The organism is Mesorhizobium sp. WSM4306, from assembly GCF_007003975.1.
Classification (GTDB): domain Bacteria; phylum Pseudomonadota; class Alphaproteobacteria; order Rhizobiales; family Rhizobiaceae; genus Mesorhizobium.
Genome location: NZ_VFTC01000017.1, coordinates 128,490 through 152,980, shown reverse-complemented (window position 1 = coordinate 152,980; position 24,491 = coordinate 128,490). Strand labels below are relative to the sequence as shown.

At 58.0% G+C, this 24,491-nt stretch carries 22 protein-coding genes and 1 pseudogene; 11 read left to right on the top strand and 12 right to left on the bottom strand.

Annotation, left to right across the window (positions count from 1 at the left end):
- Positions 1–188 precede the first annotated feature (188 nt).
- The 12 genes and pseudogenes from FJV77_RS20345 to FJV77_RS20290 form a co-directional block, all read right to left on the bottom strand.
- Positions 189–2,060 (bottom strand): acyltransferase family protein, encoded by a 1,872-nt coding sequence (locus FJV77_RS20345; RefSeq protein WP_063169260.1) that lies wholly within the window; start codon positions 2,058–2,060, stop codon positions 189–191.
- An 83-nt stretch (positions 2,061–2,143) separates the two neighbouring features.
- On the bottom strand, positions 2,144–2,704 hold the full coding sequence (locus FJV77_RS20340; RefSeq protein ID WP_063169261.1) for a CpaD family pilus assembly lipoprotein: 561 nt from the start codon (positions 2,702–2,704) through the stop codon (positions 2,144–2,146).
- A gap of 12 nt (positions 2,705–2,716) precedes the next feature.
- Positions 2,717–4,138, bottom strand: coding sequence for a type II and III secretion system protein family protein (locus FJV77_RS20335; RefSeq protein ID WP_063170365.1), 1,422 nt, complete (start codon positions 4,136–4,138; stop codon positions 2,717–2,719).
- 71 nt (positions 4,139–4,209) lie between these two features.
- Complete coding sequence (locus FJV77_RS20330) at positions 4,210–4,896, bottom strand: response regulator transcription factor (protein WP_063169262.1); 687 nt, start codon at positions 4,894–4,896, stop codon at positions 4,210–4,212.
- 805 nt (positions 4,897–5,701) lie between these two features.
- Positions 5,702–5,870, bottom strand: a pseudogene (locus tag FJV77_RS33025) (transposase); the annotation flags it as partial.
- Positions 5,871–6,584: 714 nt separating this feature from the next.
- The gene (gene tdh / locus FJV77_RS20320; protein WP_063169264.1) at positions 6,585–7,619 is read right to left on the bottom strand and encodes an L-threonine 3-dehydrogenase; all 1,035 of its coding nucleotides are present in this window, start codon (positions 7,617–7,619) and stop codon (positions 6,585–6,587) included.
- Between the two features lie 65 nt (positions 7,620–7,684).
- Entirely contained in the window at positions 7,685–8,698 is a 1,014-nt protein-coding gene (locus FJV77_RS20315) for an adenosine kinase (protein WP_063170366.1), read from the bottom strand.
- Between the two features lie 100 nt (positions 8,699–8,798).
- Positions 8,799–9,974 (bottom strand): methionine adenosyltransferase, encoded by a 1,176-nt coding sequence (gene metK, locus FJV77_RS20310; RefSeq protein WP_063169265.1) that lies wholly within the window; start codon positions 9,972–9,974, stop codon positions 8,799–8,801.
- 57 nt (positions 9,975–10,031) lie between these two features.
- Positions 10,032–11,369 carry a serine hydroxymethyltransferase gene (glyA, locus tag FJV77_RS20305; RefSeq protein WP_063169266.1) on the bottom strand — a complete coding sequence of 446 codons (1,338 nt, stop codon included), beginning with the start codon at positions 11,367–11,369 and terminating at the stop codon, positions 10,032–10,034.
- A gap of 37 nt (positions 11,370–11,406) precedes the next feature.
- Positions 11,407–11,751 (bottom strand): helix-turn-helix domain-containing protein, encoded by a 345-nt coding sequence (locus tag FJV77_RS20300; protein ID WP_082826567.1) that lies wholly within the window; start codon positions 11,749–11,751, stop codon positions 11,407–11,409.
- A 1,056-nt stretch (positions 11,752–12,807) separates the two neighbouring features.
- Positions 12,808–14,742, bottom strand: coding sequence for an HrpF/NolX family T3SS translocon protein (locus FJV77_RS20295; protein WP_024505366.1), 1,935 nt, complete (start codon positions 14,740–14,742; stop codon positions 12,808–12,810).
- A gap of 301 nt (positions 14,743–15,043) precedes the next feature.
- Positions 15,044–15,742, bottom strand: coding sequence for a secretin N-terminal domain-containing protein (locus FJV77_RS20290; protein ID WP_024505367.1), 699 nt, complete (start codon positions 15,740–15,742; stop codon positions 15,044–15,046).
- 187 nt (positions 15,743–15,929) lie between these two features.
- Between FJV77_RS20290 and FJV77_RS20285 the strand changes: the two genes are divergently transcribed.
- From FJV77_RS20285 to FJV77_RS20235, 11 genes are all read left to right on the top strand, one after another.
- Positions 15,930–16,439, top strand: coding sequence for a nodulation protein NolB (locus FJV77_RS20285; protein WP_024505368.1), 510 nt, complete (start codon positions 15,930–15,932; stop codon positions 16,437–16,439).
- A gap of 9 nt (positions 16,440–16,448) precedes the next feature.
- Positions 16,449–17,312 carry a type III secretion inner membrane ring lipoprotein SctJ gene (gene sctJ, locus FJV77_RS20280; RefSeq protein ID WP_024505369.1) on the top strand — a complete coding sequence of 288 codons (864 nt, stop codon included), beginning with the start codon at positions 16,449–16,451 and terminating at the stop codon, positions 17,310–17,312.
- Positions 17,257–17,943 carry a nodulation protein NolU gene (locus FJV77_RS20275; protein WP_210326671.1) on the top strand — a complete coding sequence of 229 codons (687 nt, stop codon included), beginning with the start codon at positions 17,257–17,259 and terminating at the stop codon, positions 17,941–17,943. Before sctJ ends, FJV77_RS20275 begins: the two co-directional genes overlap by 56 nt.
- Entirely contained in the window at positions 17,940–18,563 is a 624-nt protein-coding gene (gene sctL, locus FJV77_RS20270; protein WP_024505371.1) for a type III secretion system stator protein SctL, read from the top strand. Before FJV77_RS20275 ends, sctL begins: the two co-directional genes overlap by 4 nt.
- Entirely contained in the window at positions 18,560–19,918 is a 1,359-nt protein-coding gene (gene sctN / locus FJV77_RS20265) for a type III secretion system ATPase SctN (RefSeq protein ID WP_063169268.1), read from the top strand. The genes sctL and sctN overlap by 4 nt, the downstream gene beginning before the upstream one ends.
- Positions 19,894–20,406 (top strand): hypothetical protein, encoded by a 513-nt coding sequence (locus tag FJV77_RS20260; protein WP_063169269.1) that lies wholly within the window; start codon positions 19,894–19,896, stop codon positions 20,404–20,406. The genes sctN and FJV77_RS20260 overlap by 25 nt, the downstream gene beginning before the upstream one ends.
- Positions 20,407–20,495: 89 nt before the next feature.
- Positions 20,496–21,524 carry a type III secretion system cytoplasmic ring protein SctQ gene (sctQ, locus tag FJV77_RS20255; protein ID WP_095769044.1) on the top strand — a complete coding sequence of 343 codons (1,029 nt, stop codon included), beginning with the start codon at positions 20,496–20,498 and terminating at the stop codon, positions 21,522–21,524.
- A complete protein-coding gene (gene sctR / locus FJV77_RS20250; RefSeq protein ID WP_029354851.1) occupies positions 21,517–22,182 on the top strand; it encodes a type III secretion system export apparatus subunit SctR in 666 nt (221 codons plus the stop codon). Before sctQ ends, sctR begins: the two co-directional genes overlap by 8 nt.
- A gap of 2 nt (positions 22,183–22,184) precedes the next feature.
- Positions 22,185–22,460, top strand: a complete 276-nt coding sequence (locus tag FJV77_RS20245; protein ID WP_024505375.1) for an EscS/YscS/HrcS family type III secretion system export apparatus protein — start codon at positions 22,185–22,187, stop codon at positions 22,458–22,460.
- Positions 22,461–22,468: 8 nt separating this feature from the next.
- Positions 22,469–23,287 (top strand): type III secretion system export apparatus subunit SctT, encoded by an 819-nt coding sequence (sctT, locus tag FJV77_RS20240; protein ID WP_063169270.1) that lies wholly within the window; start codon positions 22,469–22,471, stop codon positions 23,285–23,287.
- Positions 23,284–24,321, top strand: coding sequence for an EscU/YscU/HrcU family type III secretion system export apparatus switch protein (locus FJV77_RS20235; protein ID WP_024505377.1), 1,038 nt, complete (start codon positions 23,284–23,286; stop codon positions 24,319–24,321). The genes sctT and FJV77_RS20235 overlap by 4 nt, the downstream gene beginning before the upstream one ends.
- Positions 24,322–24,491: the final 170 nt, after the last annotated feature.

Below are 24,491 nucleotides of genomic sequence, written 5' to 3'. Positions count from 1 at the left end.
TCCACATGGCAGCCTAAAGTCAAAAACGCCTATCAGTCGCCTCGCCCTGATCGAGGACAACCTGTTGAAGCTCCACACCTAGGTCACTATCGGGGGGCCTTAAACCTGAACAGCTCCATCGTCGCGGCTGCTGCGGAAGCAGGAGCTATCACTGGGACCCGTACTGGTGCTTGTCAGCCGCTGAGCCGCTACTTCGTCTTAGGAAGAGCATTGTCCTTGCCAAAAGCCGGCCAGTATTTCGAGATTGCCAGTGTGGCGCCGGCTGAAGAGAAATGACCATAGTCGAAATATAAAAACTCTCCTCTATCGAAATAGGCGCAGCGTCCTGCGCTGCACAGGAATTTCAGCGGATCGATGAATGTGGCGCCTTTGGTAAATGAGCGCACACGTTCGTTGACGTCGGGGTCCATCGCGATCGGCCAGGACGTATCGTCCAGATTTTGGCGCTTGGCGAAGAACGCAATTTTCCGGACGTCAGTTGGGAACTGCGGAGACTGGCCGATGACAAACACGCGCACGCCCAGGGCACGAAGCGTAGCGATTGTTTGCTGAAGACCGTCGAAACCTCTGACCTCATAGTCACTCCATCTACCGCTGAGGATAACCGTCTTGATGTCCGCTTCCAAGATGACGTCCAAGGCCTTGCGATTGAACCGGACACAATCAAGACGATCGTACGGGTAGTAATAGAGTATCGGCGCGCAGCTGGCGTACGTATATTCAACGATGTTCGCCTGCAATCGATTTATGTTAGCACCCAAGCCGGAAACATAGTGCGCGGCGAAGGAGTCGCCCCACAAAAAAACCGTTGTTGGAAAACCGCTGGTGCGCGTGCAATCCTCCATATTCCAGCTTTCGATCCGGCTGGTGCCCTCGTTGAAACAGATGCCATTCCTCCAGTCCCCGACGGAAATGCGCCGCTGGACATAGTCCGGAAACCGTTGCGGAAAGCCGTTGCCGAGCGCCCCCGCCGCTCCGCCGGCACAAAGGACAACGATCGCGAGCGCTGAAAAGGCGAAGATAGGCCCCGGGGAGGTGAAGGCCCTCTTCTGTCGAAACGGCTGCTCTACAAACTTCCAGGAGAATGCAGCCAATGCGAGGCTTGCCACCAACATCGCACCGGTCATCAACGGATCGAGTTTTTGGAACGAAAGATAGTGCGCGAACGCATTGAGAGGCCAGTGAACAAGATACAACGAATACGAGATGAGCCCAATCCAGACCAGCGGCCTGACTTCGAGCATGCGGGTGGCGACCGTCGAGGGGGTATTTTGGCCAACATAGATCAGAAGGGCCGTTCCGATGCATGGATACAAGGCGTTGTAGCCTGGGAACGGATCACTCGCCGAAATCGCGAAGAACCCGATGGCGAGAAGGCCAAATCCGGCCACCCCCACCGACTCCATCAGGAGTCGGTTGCCCAGCGGCGAGGGGCATTTGAGCATGAGCAGGGCGCCCAACATGAGTTCCCAGATTCGGGTCGGCAGCAGATAGAATCCGGCGGTGGGTGCCAGCGATGTCGCCATCACCGCCACTACGAAGCTGCAGAGAATTATCGGAAGAAGTGTCGTCAGCCAGCGCTTCCCGATGTAGCGATAGATTAGGAACATCAGGATTGGTGCGAAGATGTAGTACTGCTCCGCTACGGAAAGCGGCCAAGTGTGCAACAGTGGTAGAAGCGCGGCATCGATAGAGAAGTAACTTGACGTTTTCCAGAAGAAAACGTTCGACCAGAAGGTCGAGGTAGCTATGATGCTAAGACTGAATCCGCGCAGATCCGGTGGCAGAAGAATGAACAATGCCGCAATGCAGGTGAGAAGCATCACAAAGACGAGCGCCGGCAGAATGCGCCGGGCACGGCGCCAGTAGAAGTTGACGATGGAAAATTGGCCGCGTTCAAGGTCATCCAGGAGGCTTCCGCTGGTTAGGTAGCCGGAGATGACGAAGAAGATATCGACCCCGCTAAAGCCACCCGGGATCGCCGAAATTCCGAAATGAAAGAGTACGACCGGAAGTACAGCAACGGCCCTAAGGCCCTCGATATAGCGCCTATATTGCATCCAGCGGTTCCTTTTATTTTAGATCAGGACGCGATTGGAAGCTTTCAATCTCCGGTAGGAGTGCTGCCGAGATAAGGGCGGTATCAGCCACCTTTATCCGTCCCGAATGTTCTGTAAGTTGCAACTGGTACAGAAGCACGATCGCCATCGCCGGCCTTGACGGCCTGATTGTCGAGCAGATCGCGCGGATCGTTGACCATCACGGCCAGGTTATGTCCTGTCGAACAACCAAGCGGCTGTTTGAAGGATTCTTCATTGGGTAAGGCACCATATGAGGGACAGACCGGCGGACGGGCGTGATAGACAATCGCCTCAATTCGCACTGAGCCGGCGTCGTGTTGATCGCGCAATTGAATGTTGTCTTCTTCGATTGCCAACTGCCTGGCCTGATGGGCTACCCCTGCGCTGAGCTGGGGCGAACCGCTGATGAGGAGGTGGATGGCATCGAACCGGCCGCGACTGGCCTTGTCTAGGAAAACACGCAAACGCTGCCGTTCGGAAGCGCGCAGGCTTTGCAACGTCAGGACGGTGGTCTCCTCTCGGACAAGCATTGGTGCCGATGGTTCGACATCAACTGGCGTAGTGCTTGTGCAGCCACTTACGCTTGGTGCCAGAGCGACAAAGAGGATTATAAAACGCAACATCTTTGGATGACACTATTCGATGATGAAGCCGAGACCGCCCTGGGCGCTTGGCGCGCCCGCACGGATAGCAGCGCGGTCTCGCGGGGGACTTGTCACGGAATTCGTCGGAGCGCCCCCTCCGTTCAAAGCCGGTGCCGCCCGCTCGGTCGGTGCGCTCATCTGGTTTGGGTTGGAGCCTGGTCTTACAATGTAAGGCGTAACTAGAATGACCAGTTCTGACTCCTCTTTTTGAAACGAGGTCGAGCGAAAAAGCGGTCCCAGGATCGCCAGTTCTCCGAGCCAGGGAAAGGCCCTGACATCATTGTTGACGTTCCGCCTGATTAGACCGCCGATTGCGAAGCTCTGGCCGCTGGCGAGTTCGACGACCGTATCGGCTCGGCGCGTGGAAACTGCCGGCACGGAAATTCCGTTGATTTGCACGGCACCTTGCGTCGACAGTTCACTGACTTCGGGCGTTACGTGAATGTTGATTTGATTGTTGCTGAGAACTGTCGGCACAAATTCCAGACTGACGCCGAAGTGACGGAATTCAACCGATACCTGCCTGTTTTCCTGCAGGACAGGAATGGGAAATTCGCCGCCCGCGAGAAAGCTGGCCTTTTCACCCGACATAGCGGTGAGGTTCGGCTCAGCCAGGACGGAAGCTATATGCTCCTTGGCGAGCGCGTCGAGAACCGCGCTGACGTTGACGGCACCGTTGTCGAATCCGATTTCTGCTGTACCGCCACCCTGGGTTGAACCAGACCCAGCGCTTGCAGCGCTTCCGCTTAGAACGCCCACTTTGAAATTGCCGATTTGACCGAAGGCGGACAAGTTGACGCCGAGTGACTTCATGGCGCTGCGTGAGACTTCGGCTACGCGCACGCTGAGGTTAACTTGCAGGGATCCAGCGACCTTGATGTTGTTGACGACTTGCGCTCCGTCGCCCAGATATTGCTCAGTGACTCTTTTTGCGGTGTCGGCGACCTCTGCGTCGGGCGCCGTCCCGCTAAGGATTGCGCCGCGCGGCGTATAGTTGACGCGGATGGGATAGTCGCCGACCTGCTCCCGCAACATGGCGCGTAAATCCCCGATCGGTTGCGTGACAACGATACGCAATTCGGCGAGAGGCTCGCCATTGCCATCCAAGGCGAATAGGCTGGTCCGCCCCGATTTCTTGCCAAAGACGAAGATTGTTTTGCTCGATGGCGCCTGAAAATCCGCGATCGTGGGGTCAGCAACAAAGATGGTCGTGGCTGGCCCGGGCAGATGAACGGTCTCCCCGAGCGAAGAGGAAAGGGTCAGCGTGGCGTTGATGCTATTCGAAGCCGCATGCGGCGGGCCTTTGTCCTGCTTGTTTTGCGCCGCGACACCAAGTGGGAAAGTCACAATAAGCGCGCAGAGGAGATGGCCCAGGTAACGGGGCACTGCAGGTCTTGTAACCTTGTTGGCGATCGCCCGCCAATTGAGCGCAGCGCAAGGATGTTGAAGGATCAGCAAAATAGATCTTCTTTCGATTCGACAAACTATGCGGACGAGGCGTCAGTCAATTCTAGGATGTAACCAATGCCTCGGATGGTCTTGATCCGTGGCGTTGCACCTGATCTGGTCAGATGTCCCCGTAAACGATAAATTCCGACTTCAAGCGCGTTGGCAGACACGTCGTCGTTGAATGAATAGAGGTGATCTTCCAATTGCGCACGGGGCACGATGCGGCCTGCCCGGTTAAGCAGGTGCTCTAGAACACAGAGTTCGCGACGTGCGATCATCATTGGGTGCCCATCAACGAAAACCTGGCGGGCGACCGGATCAAAGTCGAGATTGCCAAATACGAGCCTCAGGTCGGTCATCTGTGTCGCCCGGCGCAGAATGGCTCTCATTCTGGCAATAAGCTCATCGGTAGAGATGGGTTTGAGCAGAAAGTCGTCCGCACCACCGTTGAAGATCGCAATTCGCTTATCGAGATCGTTAAGGCTGCTCATAATGACGGCAGGAACTGAATGCCCGTGGGTCCTCAACTGCCTCAGCCAACCCAAGCCATCGCCATCTGGCAGAGCCAATTCCAGCAGGAGAATTTCATAGCTGGCGCAAGAAAATGCACTCGAAGCCAGTTCCAGAGTACCAACGACATCAACGACGAAGCCGCCATCCCCGAGCGCAAGTCGCATGGCGCGCGCAAGATCCGCATGATGATCCACGAGCAGCGTTCGCATTTCATCTCCTCTCGAAGAGGGACGGCCCATCGAACGCGTCACCGGCGGCCATCTGATCGGAGCACACGGCGCGCAACTCGTCGCAGCTCTCGGAACTGGTCCGAGTCGGAGGGACATGCAAGTCGCTCGGTGGCAATAGGCGCGGGTGAGGACCAACTGACGGGCTCAAATACGCCGGTCGGCGAACCCACGAGGCCAGCAACCCGCGTGCGATTTCTCGTTGCATCATCTCTCCTACGTGCAGCCCCTGCGCTCGCAAGGCAGCGTCGCGGCTCAGAGCCCGATTCCCACAGAGGGTAGGGTTAGCTTTCGAGAAACTGATTGAACAAATCGATTATTTGGATCGAATGCATCCACGGTATGGATGCAGCGCACCATCTTCAACGACTGCGGCGTCCTGATGCACTGTTGTGTCTGTCGTGCTCTGCTTTTTTCGCTGTCCTTCAAGGCTGGCGAGCCTGGTGGAACCTGCGCGTCATTGGCTTGGTAGCTTGAATGCTCAACAACGGAGCGCCCTGCGCAAAGCCGCTCTCATTTCCAAAAAGCCTTGCAATCTGGTTGGAGCACTTCGCGCTCGACACCAAAATAGGCGAGGAAAACTGACGTCTGACAGGGATGTACATGCAACAGCCGATTTGCGGCACCAGCAAACGACCGCGTTCAGGCTGAAGATCGACGACCAACGGCTCCTCGATTTCCGCACTTTTACAAGCTCTTCCTGTGCGGGCGGATGCCGGCAAACAGCAGCACAGGGTCAGCGAAACCGGGAGCGGGCCTGCTTGATCGCCATGATCACATTGCCGCTGTCGCGCGTGCGGAGCGGAATGCAATCGGTCCAGCCGGCGGCAATCCGGTCAGCACCATCGTCTGCACGAAGCTCCCTGACGAAGACGTGCCCGAATGCGCTCAACAAAGCCGGGCGGCGGATCTTTCCAATCGCCGAAGGTGCGGGCTGGCACCGAGCGGCGAACTGCGAACTCATTCCTGCCCGGCGGCGCTGGCCGCCGCGAGCGTCGATGCGGACCCAGCCGCTCCGAATCCTCCCACAACACGATGAGCGCGTCGCGGACATCGCTGCCGTAACAGCGGCTGCGGCTCTTGCCCGCAGACGGCCTCTGCTCACGACGGTTCATAAGACGGATCGCGCGCTTGCGAATAATAGCCGGTTACCGCCTCGAACTCATCCAGAATGCGCCGCTTGTCAACGCCGCAATAAAGCTCCACGATCGCCGCTTCACCGTGTCGCCATGCTGAGCCGCGCCATCCTTCCCCCGAACCGGAATGGCACGACCTGTCCATCCCCTTTGGAACAGGACACTATTGGTAACATTTTGCTTGAGGCAATGCGGCTCGTTGCCTTCCTTTTCGCTGACCGGAAGGGTACCGGAAGTCGTCTATCGCATCTTACCCGCTGAAAGCGGCAACACCTCGACCTCAATCGCAGATCATAGGAAATAGACGATCGCGTCGGGGCCTCAGCATCGGTTCACCGGGTTTCCGTCATCGACTGAAGCGAATTGCCCCATCGACCGTCACCGGGTGGGCCGCGATACGTCGCCGTATATGATTAGCGAGCGCACGTAGCGGAGCCATAGCTCTCCACCCAGCCATGTTCCCCTAGTTGGAAAATGTCCGGCGGACCAGAGGTGCTGTCGTCAGCTTTTCCTGAATAGCGGCCAAGGCAATCCCTACCAGTCCATCACCACCTTGCCGGAACTGCCGCTCTTCATCGCATCGAAACCGATCTGAAAATCGTCGATGCCGATGCGGTGGGTGATCAGGCCGGAGACATCCAGCGGACCCTGCACAAGCGCGATCATCTTGTACCAGGTTTCGAACATCTCGCGGCCGTAGATGCCTTTGAGATGCAGCATCTTGAAGATGACCTTGTTCCAGTCGATCTCGAAGCCGGTCGGCGCGATGCCCAGAATGGCGATCTTGCCGCCATTGTTCATGGTGTCGATCATGTCGCGGAAAGCGGGGGCGGCGCCTGACATTTCGAGGCCGACGTCGAACCCCTCGGTCATGCCGAGCACCGGCATGACGTCGCGCAGCTTCTCCTTCGAGGCGTCGACGACATGCTGGACGCCGAGTTTCTTGGCTAGCGCCAGCCGCACCGGGTTGATGTCAGTGATGACCACTTTGCGCGCGCCGACGCATTGGGCGACGAGCGCGCCCATGATGCCGATCGGCCCGGCGCCAGTCACCAGCACGTCCTCGCCGACCAGATCGAAGGACAATGCGGTGTGGACGGCATTGCCCAAGGGATCGAAGATCGCGGCAATCTCATCGGGCACATCGTCGGGGATCGGCACGACATTGTGCTGCGGGATCGCCAGATACTCGCCGAAGGCGCCTGGACGGTTGACGCCGACGCCGAGCGTGTTGCGGCACAGATGCCCTCGCCCGGCGCGACAGTTGCGGCAATGGCCGCAGACGATGTGGCCTTCGCCCGATACACGCTGGCCGACCTTGTATTCGGTGACCGCTGCGCCGAAATCGGCAACGGTGCCGACGAATTCATGGCCCGTCACCATCGGCACCGGCACCGTCTTCTGCGCCCACTGGTCCCAATTGTAGATGTGCACGTCGGTGCCGCAGATCGCCGTCTTCTTGATCTTGATCAGCACGTCGTTGGGGCCGATTTCCGGCACCGGCACCTCTTCCATCCAGATGCCCGGTTCGGCCTTGGCCTTCACAAGCGCCTTCATCATGTTCGACATCAGGATTTCCCTATTCCGTGATTGCGCTTCTGGCGAGATAGCCTGCACAACGGGAAGGTAGGCCACTAACTCGTTTGAACGTCCGGAATGGTCAGCCCCGCCTGCTCAGCCTCGCGGCGCAAATTCTGACGGGGCCTGGGGCCGATCTGCTGGATCACCAATCCGGCTGCCAGTGAGCCAAGGTCGCCGCAAGTCTGCAGGTCGCGGCCTTGCGTGTAGCCATGCAGGAAGCCGGCGGCATAGAGATCGCCGGCGCCCGTCGTGTCGACCAGTTCCTTGATGGCGGTCGCCTTGATCACCACGGTCTCGTCGCCGCGCACGATCACCGAGCCTTTTTCCGAGCGGGTGACGGCGGCGATCCGGCAATCCTTGCGGATCTGGGCCAGCGCCTCGTCGAACGACGATGTCTGGTAGAGCGACTTGATCTCGTGGCTGTTGGCAAAGACGATGTCGACCGTGCCCGAGCGCACCAGGTCGAGGAATTCGTCGCGGTAGCGGTCGACGCAGAACGAATCCGACAGCGTCATCGACACTTCTCGGCCTGCCGCGTGCGCCAGCTTCGCCGTCTGGCGGATTGCCTCCTTGGCGCGCGGCGGGTCCCACAGATAGCCTTCGAAATAGGTGACCTTGGCGCCGGACGCCTTGTCGGCTTCGACATCCTCAGGGCCAAGCTCGACGCAGGCGCCGAGATAGGTGTTCATCGAGCGCTCGCCGTCGGGCGTGACGAAGATCATCGAGCGCGCCGTCGGCGGCTCACCCTTGAGCGGCGTGGTGCCGAAGGCGACGCCCTGCGCATGGATGTCGTGGGCGTAGATTTCGCCCAGCGCATCGTTGGAGACCTTGCCGAAGAAGGCCGCGCGGCCGCCAAAGCTGGCGACGCCGGCCGCCGTGTTGCCGGCGCTGCCGCCGGACGCTTCGATCGCCGGGCCCATGCGGCTGTAGAGCAGTTCGGCGCGTTGTGTGTCGATGAGGTTCATCGCGCCCTTGATGATGCCGTTGGTCTCGAGGAATTCCTCGTCGCACTGGGCGATGATGTCGACAATGGCATTGCCGATGCAAAGCACGTCATAATCCGGCATCAAAATCTCCGCCAAAACCCGAGCCGGCTTCTTGCCACGCCGGCCGGGCGTGGTCTCGCGAGTTGAAATGGGTTGCCGCATGCGCTTGATCCAGCCGCCCTCACGCAGCTGCCGGTCCGGCTTCACGCAGCAAATCGTCAGCTTTGTCCGTCTTCTCCCAAGTGAACTCAGGCTCTTCACGCCCGAAGTGTCCGTATGTCGCCGTCTTGCGGTATATCGGCCGTAAGAGATCAAGCATCTTGATGATGCCTTTCGGTCGGAGATTGAAAACCTCGAGAACAAGGCGCTCGATCCTTTTTTCCTCGATCCTTGCGGTTCCGAAGGTATTGACCATGACAGAAACCGGACTGGCCACGCCGATCGCGTAGGCAAGCTGAACCTCGCAGACCTCCGCAAGGCCGCTGGCAACGATGTTCTTCGCGACATACCGGGCGGCATAGGCCGCCGAGCGGTCAACCTTGGATGGGTCCTTGCCCGAAAAGGCACCGCCGCCGTGACGCCCGGTCCCACCGTAGGAATCGACGATGATCTTCCGTCCTGTGAGGCCGCAGTCGCCGGCAGGCCCACCGACCACGAACCGCCCTGTTGGGTTGACCAGAAATCTGATCCCCGAAGTATCCAGGTGGGCCGGCAGGACCGGTTTTATGATCTCCTCAATGACGCCTTCGCGGACCGTGGCTTGTGAGACCGCTTCGTCATGCTGCGTTGACAGGACTATGGTATCCAGCGCCACCGGGCGGAGCCCTTCGTAGCGTACCGACACTTGAGATTTCACGTCCGGACGCAGCCAGCCAAGCTGTCCCGCTTTCCGGACCTCGGCCTGTCTTTTCGTCAAATGGTGAGCGAGTTGGATCGGCAGGGGCATCAATGTATCCGTCTCGTTGCATGCGAATCCAAACATGATGCCCTGATCCCCTGCCCCTTGCCCGAGATCCTGCCCTCGTCCTTCATCAACGCCCTGGCTTATGTCGGGCGACTGCTCGGTGAGGGCCAGAACGACGGCGCAACGTCGACCATCAAAGCCAATCGCATCATCGTCGTAGCCAATATCGAGTATCGTATCGCGGGCGACTTGGCTGTAATCGATGTGGGCATGGCTGGTGATCTCGCCAGCCACAACGACCATCCCCGTCTTCACCAACACTTCACAGGCGACGCGCGCCTTCGGATCGGTGCGCAGGACCGCATCGAGAATGGCATCGGAGATGTTGTCTGCCATCTTATCGGGGTGTCCCGCGCCGACGGATTCGGAAGAGAACACGAACTGCCTGGTCATAAAAATGCCCTCGCTTCAAGTGCTGGAGTTAGTGAGGAGTTTCTGGATTGGGGTGGCTTATCGGTCGGGGATGCCGGGAACATCGAACGCAGTGCAGAAGTCGGCAACGTCTCTTCGTACGCTCGCATGAACTTCCTGGTCATCGGGCTGGCGGCAGACCGAGTCGATGAAAGCGGCGATCTGCACCATCTCCGTTTCGCGCATGCCCATGGACGTCACCGCTGGTGTCCCTAAGCGGATGCCGCTTGTCAGCGCCGGATGCCGCCGGTCGCCCGGGACCATATTGAAATTCGCAATGATGCCTGCACGCGATAAGCGCTCCGCATAGGCTTTGCCTGACAGCGACCGGTCCCGAAGATCAAGGATCAGCATGTGATTGTCAGTGCCCCCGGTGACGAGTTCATAACCTCGCTCCAGAAGTGCCTGGGCCAGAGCCTTGGCGTTGTGGACGATCTGCTGACCGTAGACACGAAAGGACGAGTTCGCTGCTTCCTGCAAAGCGACGGCAAGCGCGGCGATAGTATTCATATGCGGTCCGCCTTGCAGAAGAGGGAACACGGCGCGGTCTATACGTTTGGCCAGATTGTGTTTGCTCTTCGGATGATGGAGGGGCTGATAACGGTCTTCATTCCTTGATAAAATGAAGCCACCCCGGGGACCGCGGATCGACTTGTGAGAGGTGCTGGTGACCACATCGCAATGGGACACGGGGTTCGGATGCACTCCTGCGACAACCAGGCCGCAGATGTGGGCGATGTCAGCCACCAGATACGAGTTCACCTCCGAAGCAATTTCGGCCATTGCCGCGTAGTCAAAAATACGCGGATAAGCAGTTCCGCCGACCCAAATTAGCTTCGGGCGTTCCCGCTTGGCGGTCTCGCGCAAGTGGTCATAGTCAATTTGCTGTGTCTTTTCGTGCAGCCTGTACGGGACGCGCTGATAATCGCTGCCGGAAAAATTGACGGACCAACCGTGAGTCAGATGGCCGCCTTCGGGTAAAGGCAAGCCCATGACTTTGTCACGGGGGCTCAAAAGCGCGCGATAGACAGCCTGGTTGGCTGGCGAGCCTGAATAAGGCTGGACGTTGGCATGTTCACTGCCAAATAGCGCTTTCAGGCGCTCGATCGCGAGGGTCTCAAGCTCATCGACGATCTCGTTTCCGGCGTAGTAGCGCGCACCGGGGTATCCCTCGGCATACTTGTTGGTGAAAATCGACCCGGTCGCTTCCAACACCGCCGAGGAGGCAAAGTTCTCGGAGGCGATCAGTTTGAGAGTTGTCCGCTCCTGACGCTCCTGTCTTAGAAGCAGTTCGTGAACGCGGGAGTCGACGGCGGCTAAGTGAGGCCGCCCGTAAGTGTCGGGCTGCGCGATGGCGCCGCCGGCGGAGTTATCCATGGTAGTCGCGCTCCATTTGGACTGATCTATTTCACGATCAAGCAGGCGGTCCCTTCAACCGCGCGTCTTGTATTGCTTCCAGGCGTTGTAGGTCTCTTTTATGATGGCCATCATCGTGGGGCAGGAGATCGACCACCAATTGAGCCAGCTCGCCATCCTTGCCTCCTGCTTGCATATGGTACGAAGACTGCGGACGTTGTTCGTTGCAGCAAAGAAAGTTGGCTCTGACCAGCCGCCGAACGTGGCGTCGAACCTGCTCGCGAGGCAGACCGGTAATATCGGCCAGCTCGCCGACGGTTAGATCCGCATGCGCGCAAAGGCCCAGGATTCGAAGGCGATCAAGATGCGCTGCCGTCCTTAGGCGATTTACCAGTGTCAACATTGGTTAGCATCAACCCGGACGGGATGCAGCAAGCCGCTAGCCCTTCTATCCCCATCAATCCGCATGAGACCTCTCTCGTCATTTGCTGTAAATCCGCTGGTATGGATGCTAATGGAAGATAGATCACAGTCCTTTCTACGACTAAGACGCCAGATATTGGGGCTAATGTACCACCTGACAGGAGACTACACTCACGAACATTATGTGAATTTTTTTTAACGTTGCTGAGAATCAAGGGGGAGGTTTGGCGAATGTCTCGCCGTCGACTGTCGAATCCTGCCCGACGGGATTATAGGGTGCGTAGCCTGCTTGTCCTTTCCACATGACCAGCGACGATGGGGCGAAGGCGGCAGACATAGCTCTGGAGCATGCTGCGGTATCTTTGGCCTGAAGCCGAGGAAGGCGGACCGTGGCTTCCGCGCCGCTGCCGGGAGCCCGCGAACAGGCCAAGTGGATCAGCCGGGTGTTGCCGTCATAGAGCGTGAGACCCAAAGCTGGCCAGCCGCGCCCTGAGGCTGACGCACCGCTCAGCGTCCACCTTGCTCTCGAAGCCCATCGGCATAGCGCCGATAACGACTTGACCGCGTGCGTGTCGACGAGCGATCGGTGAGCGCAAGGATCGAGGGTGCAGTGCAGGATAATGCTGTTTTAAATCAGCGCTGTTTTCAGCCGACTGCCTTGAGCGTGGCACGAGGATATAGGCCCAAGGCAGGAGATCATCGTCTGCTGTTCGGGAGGCCGCCCTGGGCGCGCGACAGCCGTTCCTTCGGCTGCGCCGCTCCGCCACCATCCGCGCCGTGCCTTCCGGAGACCATTCCCGCTACCGGCCGGCGCCCGTGAAAACCTCGACCCGGCGCACCGGCTCGAGATGGCTGGGCTCAGCGTAACTCTGAAGTCGTCATATACCGAAGTCTTCACAGACTTCGGACATCCCCCTCACAGTCCGATCCAGATGGCGTCAGGAACACCGCTTGCGTTGATGCGGATGAACCCCTGCTTGTGCCACAATGACCCTTATGTCAGCGCGCGAGCCAAAGCTTCCGCGCAAGGCGACGGCTAGGATAAGGCAATGCCGACGAAGGGCACATTGCTTGCCACACTCTGGAATGATGGCATGCTCGGAAGGCCTAGGCTTTGCTCAGGGCCGCCTGCAAGGCGCGCTTTGAGGTTATTCACATAGCCTTCTGCGTAGTCCTGCGCCGTCGAGACCGAAAGATCAATGCCTGCCGCCAAGGCCTCTTCCATCAGGTGCTTTACGAGCCCATTTCGAATGGCCAGCTTGACCTCGGGGCCTGCGATAAGGCCGATCGCCTGCGCGGCCATATTGAGGCCAGCTTCCTCCAGCGCTCGCTTCATATCGCCTCCGTTAATGGCCGTACGCAGGAGATTGGCTGCTTGCGACTCAGCCTCGAGAACCATCGAGGCAAGATCGGCTACTTGTCCGAGGCCCGGAATGAAGCTGAGCAGTCCCACCGCCGTTGCCGCCAAGTCGAGCACTTTCGTCTCGATTTTGAGCACGGAGTCGACGACGTGCATGACGGCCCCGCCGTTCTTTTTGGCTGACTTAATGTCAGGCTGGTCCATCAGGCCCATCTTCATGTCCGCGACGGCATTCTGCTCTTCTGCGGTTTGGGCGCCGTGGGTGATTGGCTGCTGAACGTTGCGGTTCGCAGACGACATGTTTGTGCAAAAATGGGCAAAGTCTTTTTTGCTGATATTGCCGGAATCAACCGTATGCCCGCCGCCAAAGTCGAAGAATTTATGATGGGTCTTATAGCCCGTGATCGAATTGTTCAGGAGGCCAAACAAAAGAGGATCTGAAAGGAGCTGAGAGGCTGCTTCCCGCACTTTCGGATCAAGGCTCTTGTCGTCTTTCATTTTCGCCAGTTTGTCGCGAGTCAGAACACCGCTTCCAAAGAACGTGTCCTGATGGTCCTTGATCATCTCGACCGTATTCAGCTCAGTTTGCGTGAGGCTCATCGACGATGAGGCGACTTGCAGGAAATCCTCTTTGTGCATCTTCCCTTTCGAGCCACCGCACAACTGGTTCCAAGCATCGGGGTGATCGAGGAAATATTGCGCCGCCGCAATGACCTGGGGCGGAAATTTGCCGTTTTTCGATTCGCCGCCGACCATTTTCTTGAACTCATCCAGACTCAGGTCCTTGGACAGATTTTCGGAGTACCGGTAAAACTCCCGCAAGGCATCGCTCAAGGTCATGACCGAAGGCTGCAAACCTCCGCTGCCGTCGGATGGTATGTAGTTCTGCTCGTAGCTTCGCGCTTGGGCTTCCTGAAATGCAGCAACTTGTGGGTGGTGGTTTGAAAATCCGGCCAAGTCCTTGGCGTTGATCTTGCCTCCACAGCGGCCGTCGCCCTGCGAGCCAATCGCATAAAAAAGTCCCGAATCCTGCTGCAGTCCCTGGATCGCCGCTTTCAGATCCGGTGGCGTAGAGGGATCATTGGCTTTGTCGGTCAACGACTTCCAAGTAAGCGGGCATTGGTCCTTGTGACGGTTGAGTACCGCAACAATCTGCAACTCAGCCGTGGTCAGCGACCCACCGTTCCACGTGATTCCGGGGCTCGGCCTGGGAGCCGGCTCGATCTTCGGAGTGACGCCGAGCAGATGTTGGGCTTCAGTCGCCTTGGAGCGTTGCGATTGGTCCTCCTTGAGAGCCGCCCTCATATTTGGCGGCAGCAGATCCAGTGGGTGTTGCTCCAAGCCATTCAATGTCAAGACATCCGGTGCCAGATGGCCCAAAGGGTCCTGCCGCAATTTATCCATTGTCGAATCAAGATTCGACGCTGGCAGATCCCCTTGCGCGAAAGAGCCGGGCTTGTCTGCCAGCACACAAGTGGACAGCATCGCTTCGAAGCACGATGCACTTTGCTGATGCTGGGTCGCAAAATGGGAAACTTTCAGGCCCGGCCAACCCCTTGCGGACTGTAGCGAATTTGAGCGGTAGAAAGTTGAAAGATTACTGGCCGACATTATGCATCCTCAGACGTGACGTTGAAATCCCCACAAGAGACCCCGACAGAAGATCCCTTGCGTTTCACAAAATTCGACAATTCCAAGCGTCGGCAGGTCACGAATGCGCCTGCCCTGCCTTCAATTGCTGTGTTCCGGGCCGGCTCCAAGGTTCGGTCCAACACAATGGCCGGAGTCACCGCGAGAGCTGCCGGGACTCATCATGAGCGGATTAGCTTTCGAGAAACTGACGAGTTTGCGAAGAGTTCACAAAGGGGTAGCCGCAGTCATGTTCTTCAGAGCTGCGGGAAATCCTCAATGTTCATTTCTTGCCCAGCTCAGGCTTCCCGCCAACGCTATCCTGTTGTGGGATGTCAGAAGAATAAGAAGCATCCGGTCGTCCGTCGCGAACGACCGTAGTGGAGGAGCCGCGAAACAAGATCAGCACTGATTCCTTTGGCGTTGCCGCTATGTGAGTCTGCGCCTGCGCCTGCGCCACCAAGCCGTTAAAGGTCTGCTCCACGAGTGCGACGAAGCGCGGTGGACCGGAAACGAAGACGAGGCCATTGCCTGGCACGGGTTTGACCACATAGCGCTCGTCGGAGATATCAAGCTTGTCGAGAGCCCCCTTGAACGCATCGAAGCGAATCGACGTCATCAAAAGCATTCGAGTTTGCGATTCTTGTGCAGCAGACACATAGAGCACAAGGCCGTCATAGTACCATTGTAGACCGTAAAGGTTCGTCAAGCGGTCGAGGAACGCGCGCGGTGGCAAATCAGGCATACGTCCGCGAATTCGCCCCTTCACCGCAGGACTGATGTTGACCCTGATATTCAGGTTGTTGCCGAATTCCTGCAACGCTGCAGCGAGCTCCTGATCCAGAACCGTGTATCTATAGGGTGTCGCCGGAAGGGACAGCGGGACTGCATGCGCCGGGTGAATCCCGGTGGACAGAAAAAACCCGGCACAAAGAAGTCTCAAAACATGCAGGGTGACGGGTTGGATAAGCGTTCTCGGCATGTCGCACTGATAAACCAAACGCTGAAATCATCACAAGTGACTAAATTGCCGAAGAGATTTTAGATTGTCGAAATGACGCCGCCGTTAGTCAGCTTGTTGTCAGCTTGCCCCCCTAGGAGTGTTGCGCCGACACCGGGTGATGAATGGGCGGGGCTCGCCCGGTCAGAGAGAGCAACCGAGTCCTTACATGATGATGCCTGTCACGTCGATCTCTGCCACTCTAACGGCTGGCCTCCCCAGGGTCGGATCACCGTCGATTGTCGAGCAGGCCCAGTTTGAGCGCGCCTTAGGGCATGCAGCCGACTCGCTGAAAAACGATGCCGCCGCGGGGCCAGCGAGTGCGGCGCCAGTTGCTGCGGCGATGGATGTTCAGCGCGCGGCTGCGCCGACGAGCGGCATGGGCGATCGCGTGTTGCAGACGATTTCCTCCCTATATCCACACAACACTGTTTCCTTCCCCGCGCTCGACCATGACATAGCCCTTTCGAAGGGCGCTCTACCGGGACCGGCGCAGAAGCTTCCCGTTCCAGGTGAGGCGGGAACCGGAATCTCGGGCATTCCCCAACAAGGGCAAGACTTCGAAACGATGATGGCTGGTCTTCGGGATGTTTACAACGGCGTCACCCAGGTGGCGCTTATCTCCAAAGGCGTCAGCGGCGTCACATCATCCGTGAATAAACTTTTGAAGGAAGGCTGAACCGCGCGCATGATTGGCTTGGCCGAGGGCGAAATCATGCGTGGCCTGTCAGGGTGGCGGTCGGTTAGACTTGTCATGCTGCCAGTTCTCGTCGCCCTCACTGCTTGCAAAGCCGACCTCTACACGCAATTGCAAGAGCGTGAGGCAAATGAAATGCTCGCACTTCTTGAAGACAACGGGGTCGCCGCGATCCGGGTGGTCGCCAAGGATGGAACCAGCACGATCCAGGTTGACGAAAAGCTGCTCGCCTTCTCAATCAACCTTCTGAACGCCAAGGGGCTGCCGCGCCAATCCTTCAAGAACCTCGGTGAGATATTCCAAGGATCAGGCCTGATTGCCTCGCCGACCGAAGAGCGTGCCCGTTACGTGTATGCCCTGAGCGAAGAGTTGTCGCGGACGATCAGCGATATCGATGGCGTTTTTTCTGTACGTGTTCACGTCGTGCTGCCGCATAACGACCTTGTGCGAGCCGGTGCCACGCCATCCTCGGCCTCGGTGTTTATCAGGCACGACGCAAAAACAAATGTCGCGGCTCTGCTGCCAAAGATAAAGATGCTTGTAGCCGACAGCATCGAAGGCCTGTCCTACGATAAGGTGGAAGTGGTTTTGGTGCCGGTAGAACGTTCCGCACACGAGCAACGGCCCGATCCGACTGCTGTTTTGCCACAAGCATCACTACCTCTTCCTGCGCCACTTCTGGCGACCGTAACAGGTTTTGCCGCAGCCGTATTCGCCGTGGCCTGTTATCTCTTGATCGGCGTTGTTACGCGTCGGCGCAAGCAATCAACCGGCGTTTCCAAGGTCGAGGGGCGCCGGGATGCTTCTGCTGTCGAGGCCATTCGCAAAAGAATGCCTGCAATTGGACGTGGGTGACATCTCATTGCCAATGCCTATACAGACCGCCCGACCTGATGGTCCGCACTTTCCGGGCGCGAGCGAGCTTGCGGCTTCGGCCCATCCAACCCGTCTTGCGGCGCGTCTTGATCCAGCGTTATCGGCCGAAACGTTAGTGAAGTTGCAGAAGTGTTCCAGACTGCATCCAAGGCTGGCAGAATTGCTGGGCAACGATGACGTGGATCTGAACCACATCGGCTGCAGGCCGGACCTTCTACGCGGGCATGATCCATATCGAGCGACCCTTCTTGCTGGTAGTATCTGGCATGCCCGTTCGCTGGTCGCGTTTGTCTCTCAGCCTGAGCTTGCCATCCTTGTTAAACGCATCGGCGTGGATGCACACGCATTCGGAATCCGACACCTGCTGCATGCTGTTGACAAAAGACTGATCTCGGACCCAGAAAAACTCGCTCAGCAAATCGAATACGATGGACACGCATGTCTTGGAGCTTGGCTCCAGGACAGTTCAGCGACCGAGCGTAACCGCGTGCTTCTTCGATTGCCCGAGGGGACTGCCGCGGAGACTCCAGCACATGAGCATTGGACCGCCGCCGGCCAATTGCTTTCACTTGTAGTAGCTCATTTTGAGACAGAGACCCCGGTGAAATGACAGTCGAACTTTCCGAGGGGCCAATAGCGCCGCAGATGCGTCCAGTCGGACCACTGATACCCGCGAGCGAGCTCGAAACCTGGCACAGCGCCGCGCAAGCCCTTGCCGCGGCAGAACGGCATCGGCAGCGCGTTCGAAACTGGGCACGCGCGGTTTACCAGCGGGCGTGGGCGCGCGGCCACATGGAGGGCTCGAATGCAGGCACCGAGGAGATGGCAGGGTTGATTGCGGAGACAATCTCCGAAATCGCGCGACGAAAGGCGGCTCTGGAGCAGGAATTGCCGCAGCTCGTGATGGAAATATTGAGCGATCTTATCGGCGCTTTCGATCCGGGCGAGCTATTGGTGAGGGCTGTTCGTCACGCCATAGAGTGTCAATACAGCGGCGCCGACGTTTGCCTTCATGTTTCTCCCATGCAAGTCGACATGCTTGCACGAGAGTTTGCTCGATGCGACGGCCAGGATGGTCGACCAAGGGTGCGGATCGAGCCCGACCCGACATTGTCGCCGCAACGCTGCGTGCTGTGGAGCGAGTACGGCAATGTTGACCTTGGACTTGACGCCCAGATGCGCGCGCTGCGCCTTGGTTTCGGGACGCTCTGTGAGAAAGGCGAGCTATGAGAAAGCCCGTCCCAGAACATAACGCTGACGCCCACACTCGAGCTCTCGTTCCAGCAATCTCGTCTTTGAGGGCTGCGGCCAAGCGAATTGACACGCGTGCGGTGCGCGGTCGGATCACGCGGGCTATCGGCACACTGGTTCATGCCGTCTTGCCAGACACTCGTATTGGGGAACTTTGCCTCCTAGAGGACCCGCGAACCGGGCTGTCGCTCGAGGCCGAGGTGATCGGCCTGTCGGGTGATGGTGTATTGCTGACACCGATCGGGGACTTGGTGGGCCTATCCAGCCGCGCAGAGGTCGTGGCCACTGGCCGAATGCGTGAGGTGCCCGTCGGCGGCGATTTGCTCGGTCGCGTGATCGACAGTCGTTGCCGCCCATTGGACGGCAAAGGCGAAATCAAGACCGTCGAAACTCGGCCCCTGCATGGCAGAGCCCCCAATCCGATGACGAGGCGCATGATTGAGCGGCCATTCCCGCTTGGGGTCCGTGTCCTCGATGGTCTGCTGACGTGCGGCGAGGGCCAGCGGATCGGGATTTATGGCGAGCCAGGTGGTGGCAAGTCGACGCTGTTGTCACAGATCGTAAAGGGTGCCGCCGCTGACGTCGTCATAGTGGCGCTCATAGGCGAACGTGGACGGGAAGTTCGTGAATTCATCGAAAGGAATCTTGGTGAAGAGGGCCTTCTCCGTACGGTCGTCGTGGTTGAAACATCCGACCGCTCGGCGGTAGAGCGTGCGCAATGCGCTCCAATGGCGACTGCGCTCGCGGAATATTTCCGCGATCAAGGCCTACGCGTTGCTCTCATGCTGGATTCGCTGACGCGCTTCTGCCGCGCTATGCGCGAAATAGGCCTTGCTGCGGGTGAGCCGCCGACGCGACGGGGCTTTCCTCCTTCCGTTTTTGGCATGCTGCCAGGCCTGCTCGAGCGCGCCGGCATGGGTGAGCGGGGCTCAATCACGGCCTTCTATACGGTGCTTGTAGAGGGTGATGGCACGGGTGATCCAATCGCCGAGGAATCGCGTGGTATTCTCGATGGCCATGTCATCCTCTCACGCGCTATTGCGGCGCGATCGCATTTCCCCGCTATTGATGTGCTGCAGAGTCGCAGCCGCGTCATGGATGCAGTCGTTTCGGGGACACATCGCAAGGCAGCATCCATTTTCCGCGAGCTCCTGTCGCGCTATGCCGAGACCGAGTTCTTGATCAATGTTGGCGAATACAAGCCAGGTGGAGATCCCCTGACTGACCGGGCTGTCGCGTCAATCGACGAACTGAGGGAGTTTCTGCGCCAGAGCGAAGATGACGCGTCAGATTTCGAGGAGACGGTCGCATGGATGTCGCGTCTGACCGCGTAAACTGGATTCAGTCTTCGAGTATACGGCTTCTGAAGGAAATGCAAGAGCGTCGTGCCCTTGGCGAGCTGTCCAAGAAGGAAGCCCAGCGCGATGTGGCCGCCTCAGCCGTACAAAATGCCTCTAGGGAGCTTGCAATGATACAGCAACATTGTTCAAGAAAAGAAGCAGCGCTCTATCAGCATCTGATGTCACTCGACAACTTGTCTAGCGCAGCGCTCGACCGTCACCGCCTTCACACTGAACAACTTGCCGCTGAGATCAATTCCAGACGGCAGATGCTTGATGATACCCAAATCGCTCAAGAGGAGGCTGAGATGGCGGCGTCCAGGACGAGGGAGCTATGGGTCATATGTTCGGCGGCAAGGGACAAATGGCAACAAATCGAGGACGACGTGCGGCGCGCCGTCGAGACTCATTCGGAGGCCGCAGCCGAGATCGAGGCCGACGATGAGATACTGCTGAAATATGCGAGGGGGTCGCTTGCCTAAATGCCGCGCAACCGGATCCGACGGTCGCAAGAGGTCGTCCGAATGACACGACCGTGCAGTCTTTGATAGGCGCTGCGGTCACACCCGCCATGTTCGAACCAGTTCTGAAACTGTCCCACACGGTTGTCTCGTGGCTCAATGATACAGCAGCGCCGCGCACGCCGTTTCAAAGCCGGATCAACGAGGTGCCGCTATCGGTGCGAACGGCAGGGCTTGTCTGGCAGCAGGAACCTGCTGCCATTCCGATGCTTGACTGCGTCTGGAGAGTGGGAGCCGAAACGGTCATCTTGTCACTGTCGCGCCCGCTCGTAGAGGAGTTCATCACGACAGTGCAGAACGGCTTGGCCTTCCCTTCCGAGCCAACTGCTTCGCTAATTCTCGAACTCGCTCTGGAGCCGCTTGTCACTCGACTGGAGGAGACGACGCGTCTGAACGTGCAACTCGTGCGGGTATGCGAAGCCACGATGCTGGCTCCTCATCTTGAACTCGACATCATTTTCGGCGCGGTCAAGGGCAAGGGCCGTCTATTCCTGTTCACGCCACTTGACGGCTTAGTACCGCCTGCGTTTCGCGCGCTAGGCGAACTGCTTGCCCAGTTGCCGCGGCAGCTGGGCGGGCTGCCTCCAGAGCTCCCGCTCATTGTTGCAGGAGAGGTCGGCACGCTTCGCCTTCCTGCGGCGCTTCTTCGAAGCGCATGTGTCGGTGATGCATTGTTGCCCGATATTGCGCCGTTCGGCCGCGGCCAGATCACCCTAGCTGTCGGCCAGTTGTGCGCCGAGGCGGATCTTGACGGCGATGAATTAATCTTGCGGGGGCCTTTCCGCCCGCGACCGTGTCCTTTGGAGAGTGCGCATATGACACAACCCGGATCGCAACTGGAGCTTACTAAGGATCTCGACGATGTCGAGATCGTGCTTGTCTTTGAATGCGGCCGCTGGCCTATTTCTCTTGGGGAATTAAGAAGTGCCGGCGAAGGGCATATTTTTGAACTTGGATGGCCGATCGACGGCCCGGTCGACATAGTGGCCAATGGTCAGCGTATCGGGCGTGGCGACATTGTCCGCATCGGAGAAGAGCTGGGCATCAGGCTCCGTGGCGGGTTTGCATGCAATGAGTGAAGCTCAGCCGACAATCCTGGCGCTTCTTGCGGTTACCGCCGGACTCGGTCTGCTGGTTTTAGCAGTTGCCACGACAACGGCCTTTGTAAAGGTATCAATTGTTCTTTTCCTCGTCCGCAATGCGCTCGGGACCCAGACCATACCACCCAATGTGGTGCTGTACGCCGCGGCGATGATCCTCACTATGTTCGTTAGTGCGCCCGTTGCTGAGCAGACCTATGACCGCATGTCGGATCCCAAGCTCCACTATCAGACATTCGACGACTGGGTAAGCGCCGCTAAAGCCGGAAGTGAGCCCTTGCGCGAGCATCTCAAGAAATTCACAAATGAAGAGCAGCGGCGATTTTTCCTATCTTCGACAGAAAAGGTCTGGCCAGAGGAAATGCACGCTGCAGCCACGCCTGATGACTTTGCAATACTTGTACCATCTTTCTTGCTATCAGAATTGAAGCGCGGATTTGAGATAGGATTTCTACTTTATCTGCCTTTTATTGTTATAGATCTGATAGTGACAACTATCTTGATGGCAATGGGTATGTCGATGGTCTCACCAACTGTTATATCTGTTCCGTTCAAGATCTTCTTGTTTGTTGCCATTGATGGTTGGTCAAAATTGATGCATGGGCTTGTGCTGAGTTATACGTTACCGGGAGGCTGATCATCACTGAATCCAGCATCATTACTCTTATGAGCCAATCACTGGTGGTTTTCATGATCTGGATTCTACCGCCGCTCATTGCATCAGTGGTTGTCGGCCTCGTCATCGGCATCCTCCAGGCGGCGACGCAGATCCAGGATGAAAGCTTGCCGCTCACCGTGAAGCTTCTGGTCGTTGTCGCGGTGATTGGGCTGTTTGCTCCTGTGCTAAGCGCCCCGCTCATAGAGCTAGCCGATCAGATCTTCACCGAGTTTCCCGCAATGACACTTAGCTACTAGTCCGCCCCATGGACGCGCCATCGGCCGATATTCAAATTCTGATCCAGACGGCTTTCGAACTCGTCGTTGCGGCAGGTCTTGGGGCAGCCCGCGCGATGGGCATCATGCTGATCTTTCCCGTATTCACACGCTCGCAGATCAGTGGGCTGATCCGGGGCTGTTTGGCTGTTGGCTTCGCACTACCATGCCTGGCACACGTCAGCGGCGGATTGCCGGCGCTGGATCCTGATACGCGCCTGATCCAGCTAACCCTGCTCGGATTCAAGGAAGTTTTTGTCGGTGTACTCCTTGGCACTTTTCTTGGCATTCCGCTTTGGGGCCTTCAGGCTGCCGGGGAGCTTATCGACAACCAACGCGGCATCAGCAGCCCGACCGCTTCGGCCGATCCCGCGACGAACAGTCAGGCTTCCGCGATGGGCGTTTTTCTGGGGATCACTGCGATTGCCATATTCGTCGGATCAGGAGGCCTGGAAACTTTGATCAGTGTCCTGTACCGCAGCTACTTGATCTGGCCGGTGTATCAGTTTCACCCGACACTGAGCGGGCCAGGAGCAATGGAGTTGTTGGGGCTTCTCGACAGCATAATGCGCACGGCATTATTGGTTTCGGGGCCTGTCGTGTTCTTCCTGATACTGATTGATATATCGATGATGCTGCTGCGTCGCTTTGCCCCGCAATTTAAGGCGAGCCAACTGTCTCCGGCAATCAAGAACATTGTCTTTCCAGTTCTCATGGTCACCTACGCTGCCTATCTGGTGGAGAGCATGAAACTGGAGGTCACACGTGCCAACGGCGTGCTGGAGTGGTTCGACAAATTGCTGCCATGAGCGACACAAGTGAAGAGAAGACACACGCCGCCAGCCCGAAGAAGTTAAGTGAAGCGCGCAAAAAAGGACAGCTGCCACGTAGCTCCGATTTCGTCCGCGCGGTCGGGACTTGCGCTGGGCTCGGCTACCTTTGGCTAAGAGGCAGCGTGATCGAGGACAAATGCCGGGAAGCGCTCCTATTAGCCACCAAGTTGCAGAGCCTACCTTTCGATACCGCGGTGCCGCAGGCATTGGTTGTGCTCGTCCAACTCACAGTCGCGGCTGTTGGCCCGCTGCTTGGAACCCTTGTCGCCGCGGTGATTTTGGCCAGCCTGCTAGCCAATGGTGGATTTGTCTTCTCTCTGGAGCCGATGAAGCTCAGCTTTAAGAAAATTGACCCCTTTGAAGGGCTGAAGCGCTTGGGGTCTGCTCGTTCCATGGTCGAAGTCTGCAAGACCATGTTCAAGGTATTGGTTCTCAGCGCAACCTTTTCCATTGTCCTTCTCGGGATGTGGAAGACAATGGTCCCTCTGCCGATCTGCGGCATGGGCTGTGTTGGCCTCATCTTTATGGAGACAAAATTGCTGATGGGAATTGGCGCCGGCGCACTGCTGGTCGGCGGACTGATCGATCTTCTGCTCCAGCGCGCGTTGTATCTGCGCGAAATGCGCATGACCAATACCGAAGTGACGCGCGAGTCGAAGGATCAGCAAGGAGCGCCAGAGTTGAAAGGTGAACAGCGTCGCATCCGCGAGGAGGCGGCCGACGAGCCTGCGCTTGGCGTGCATCGCGCCACGCTGGTCTTAACAGGAAGGGCGGTCCTGATCGGTCTGCGTTACGTTCGCGGTGAAACCGGGGTGCCGTTCTTAGTTTGCCGTGCCGAAGGTGAGCGCGTTTCACATGTGTTGAGCGAGGCGCGGGCACTACGCCTGACGATCGTCCATGACCATGTCTTAGCGCGTCAGCTGATAGGCACTACAAAACTCGGCCACGCGGTTCCTATGCAATATTTCCAGCCTGTCGCGAAAGCATTCTTTGCCGCAGGCTTGGCCTAGTCATGGAAGTCCACGACTGCCCAGTTCAAAACTGACCTGGCTCCATGCTAGTGGCAAATGTCGGCTGGCCATCCGTGCCCCAGTGTCTCTGTCAGGCCAACCGCGCAACCGCGGGCCTGGGGCAATCACTCCCCTCGGATCTGCCACCCAGCAACTACGGCAAGTCCTCC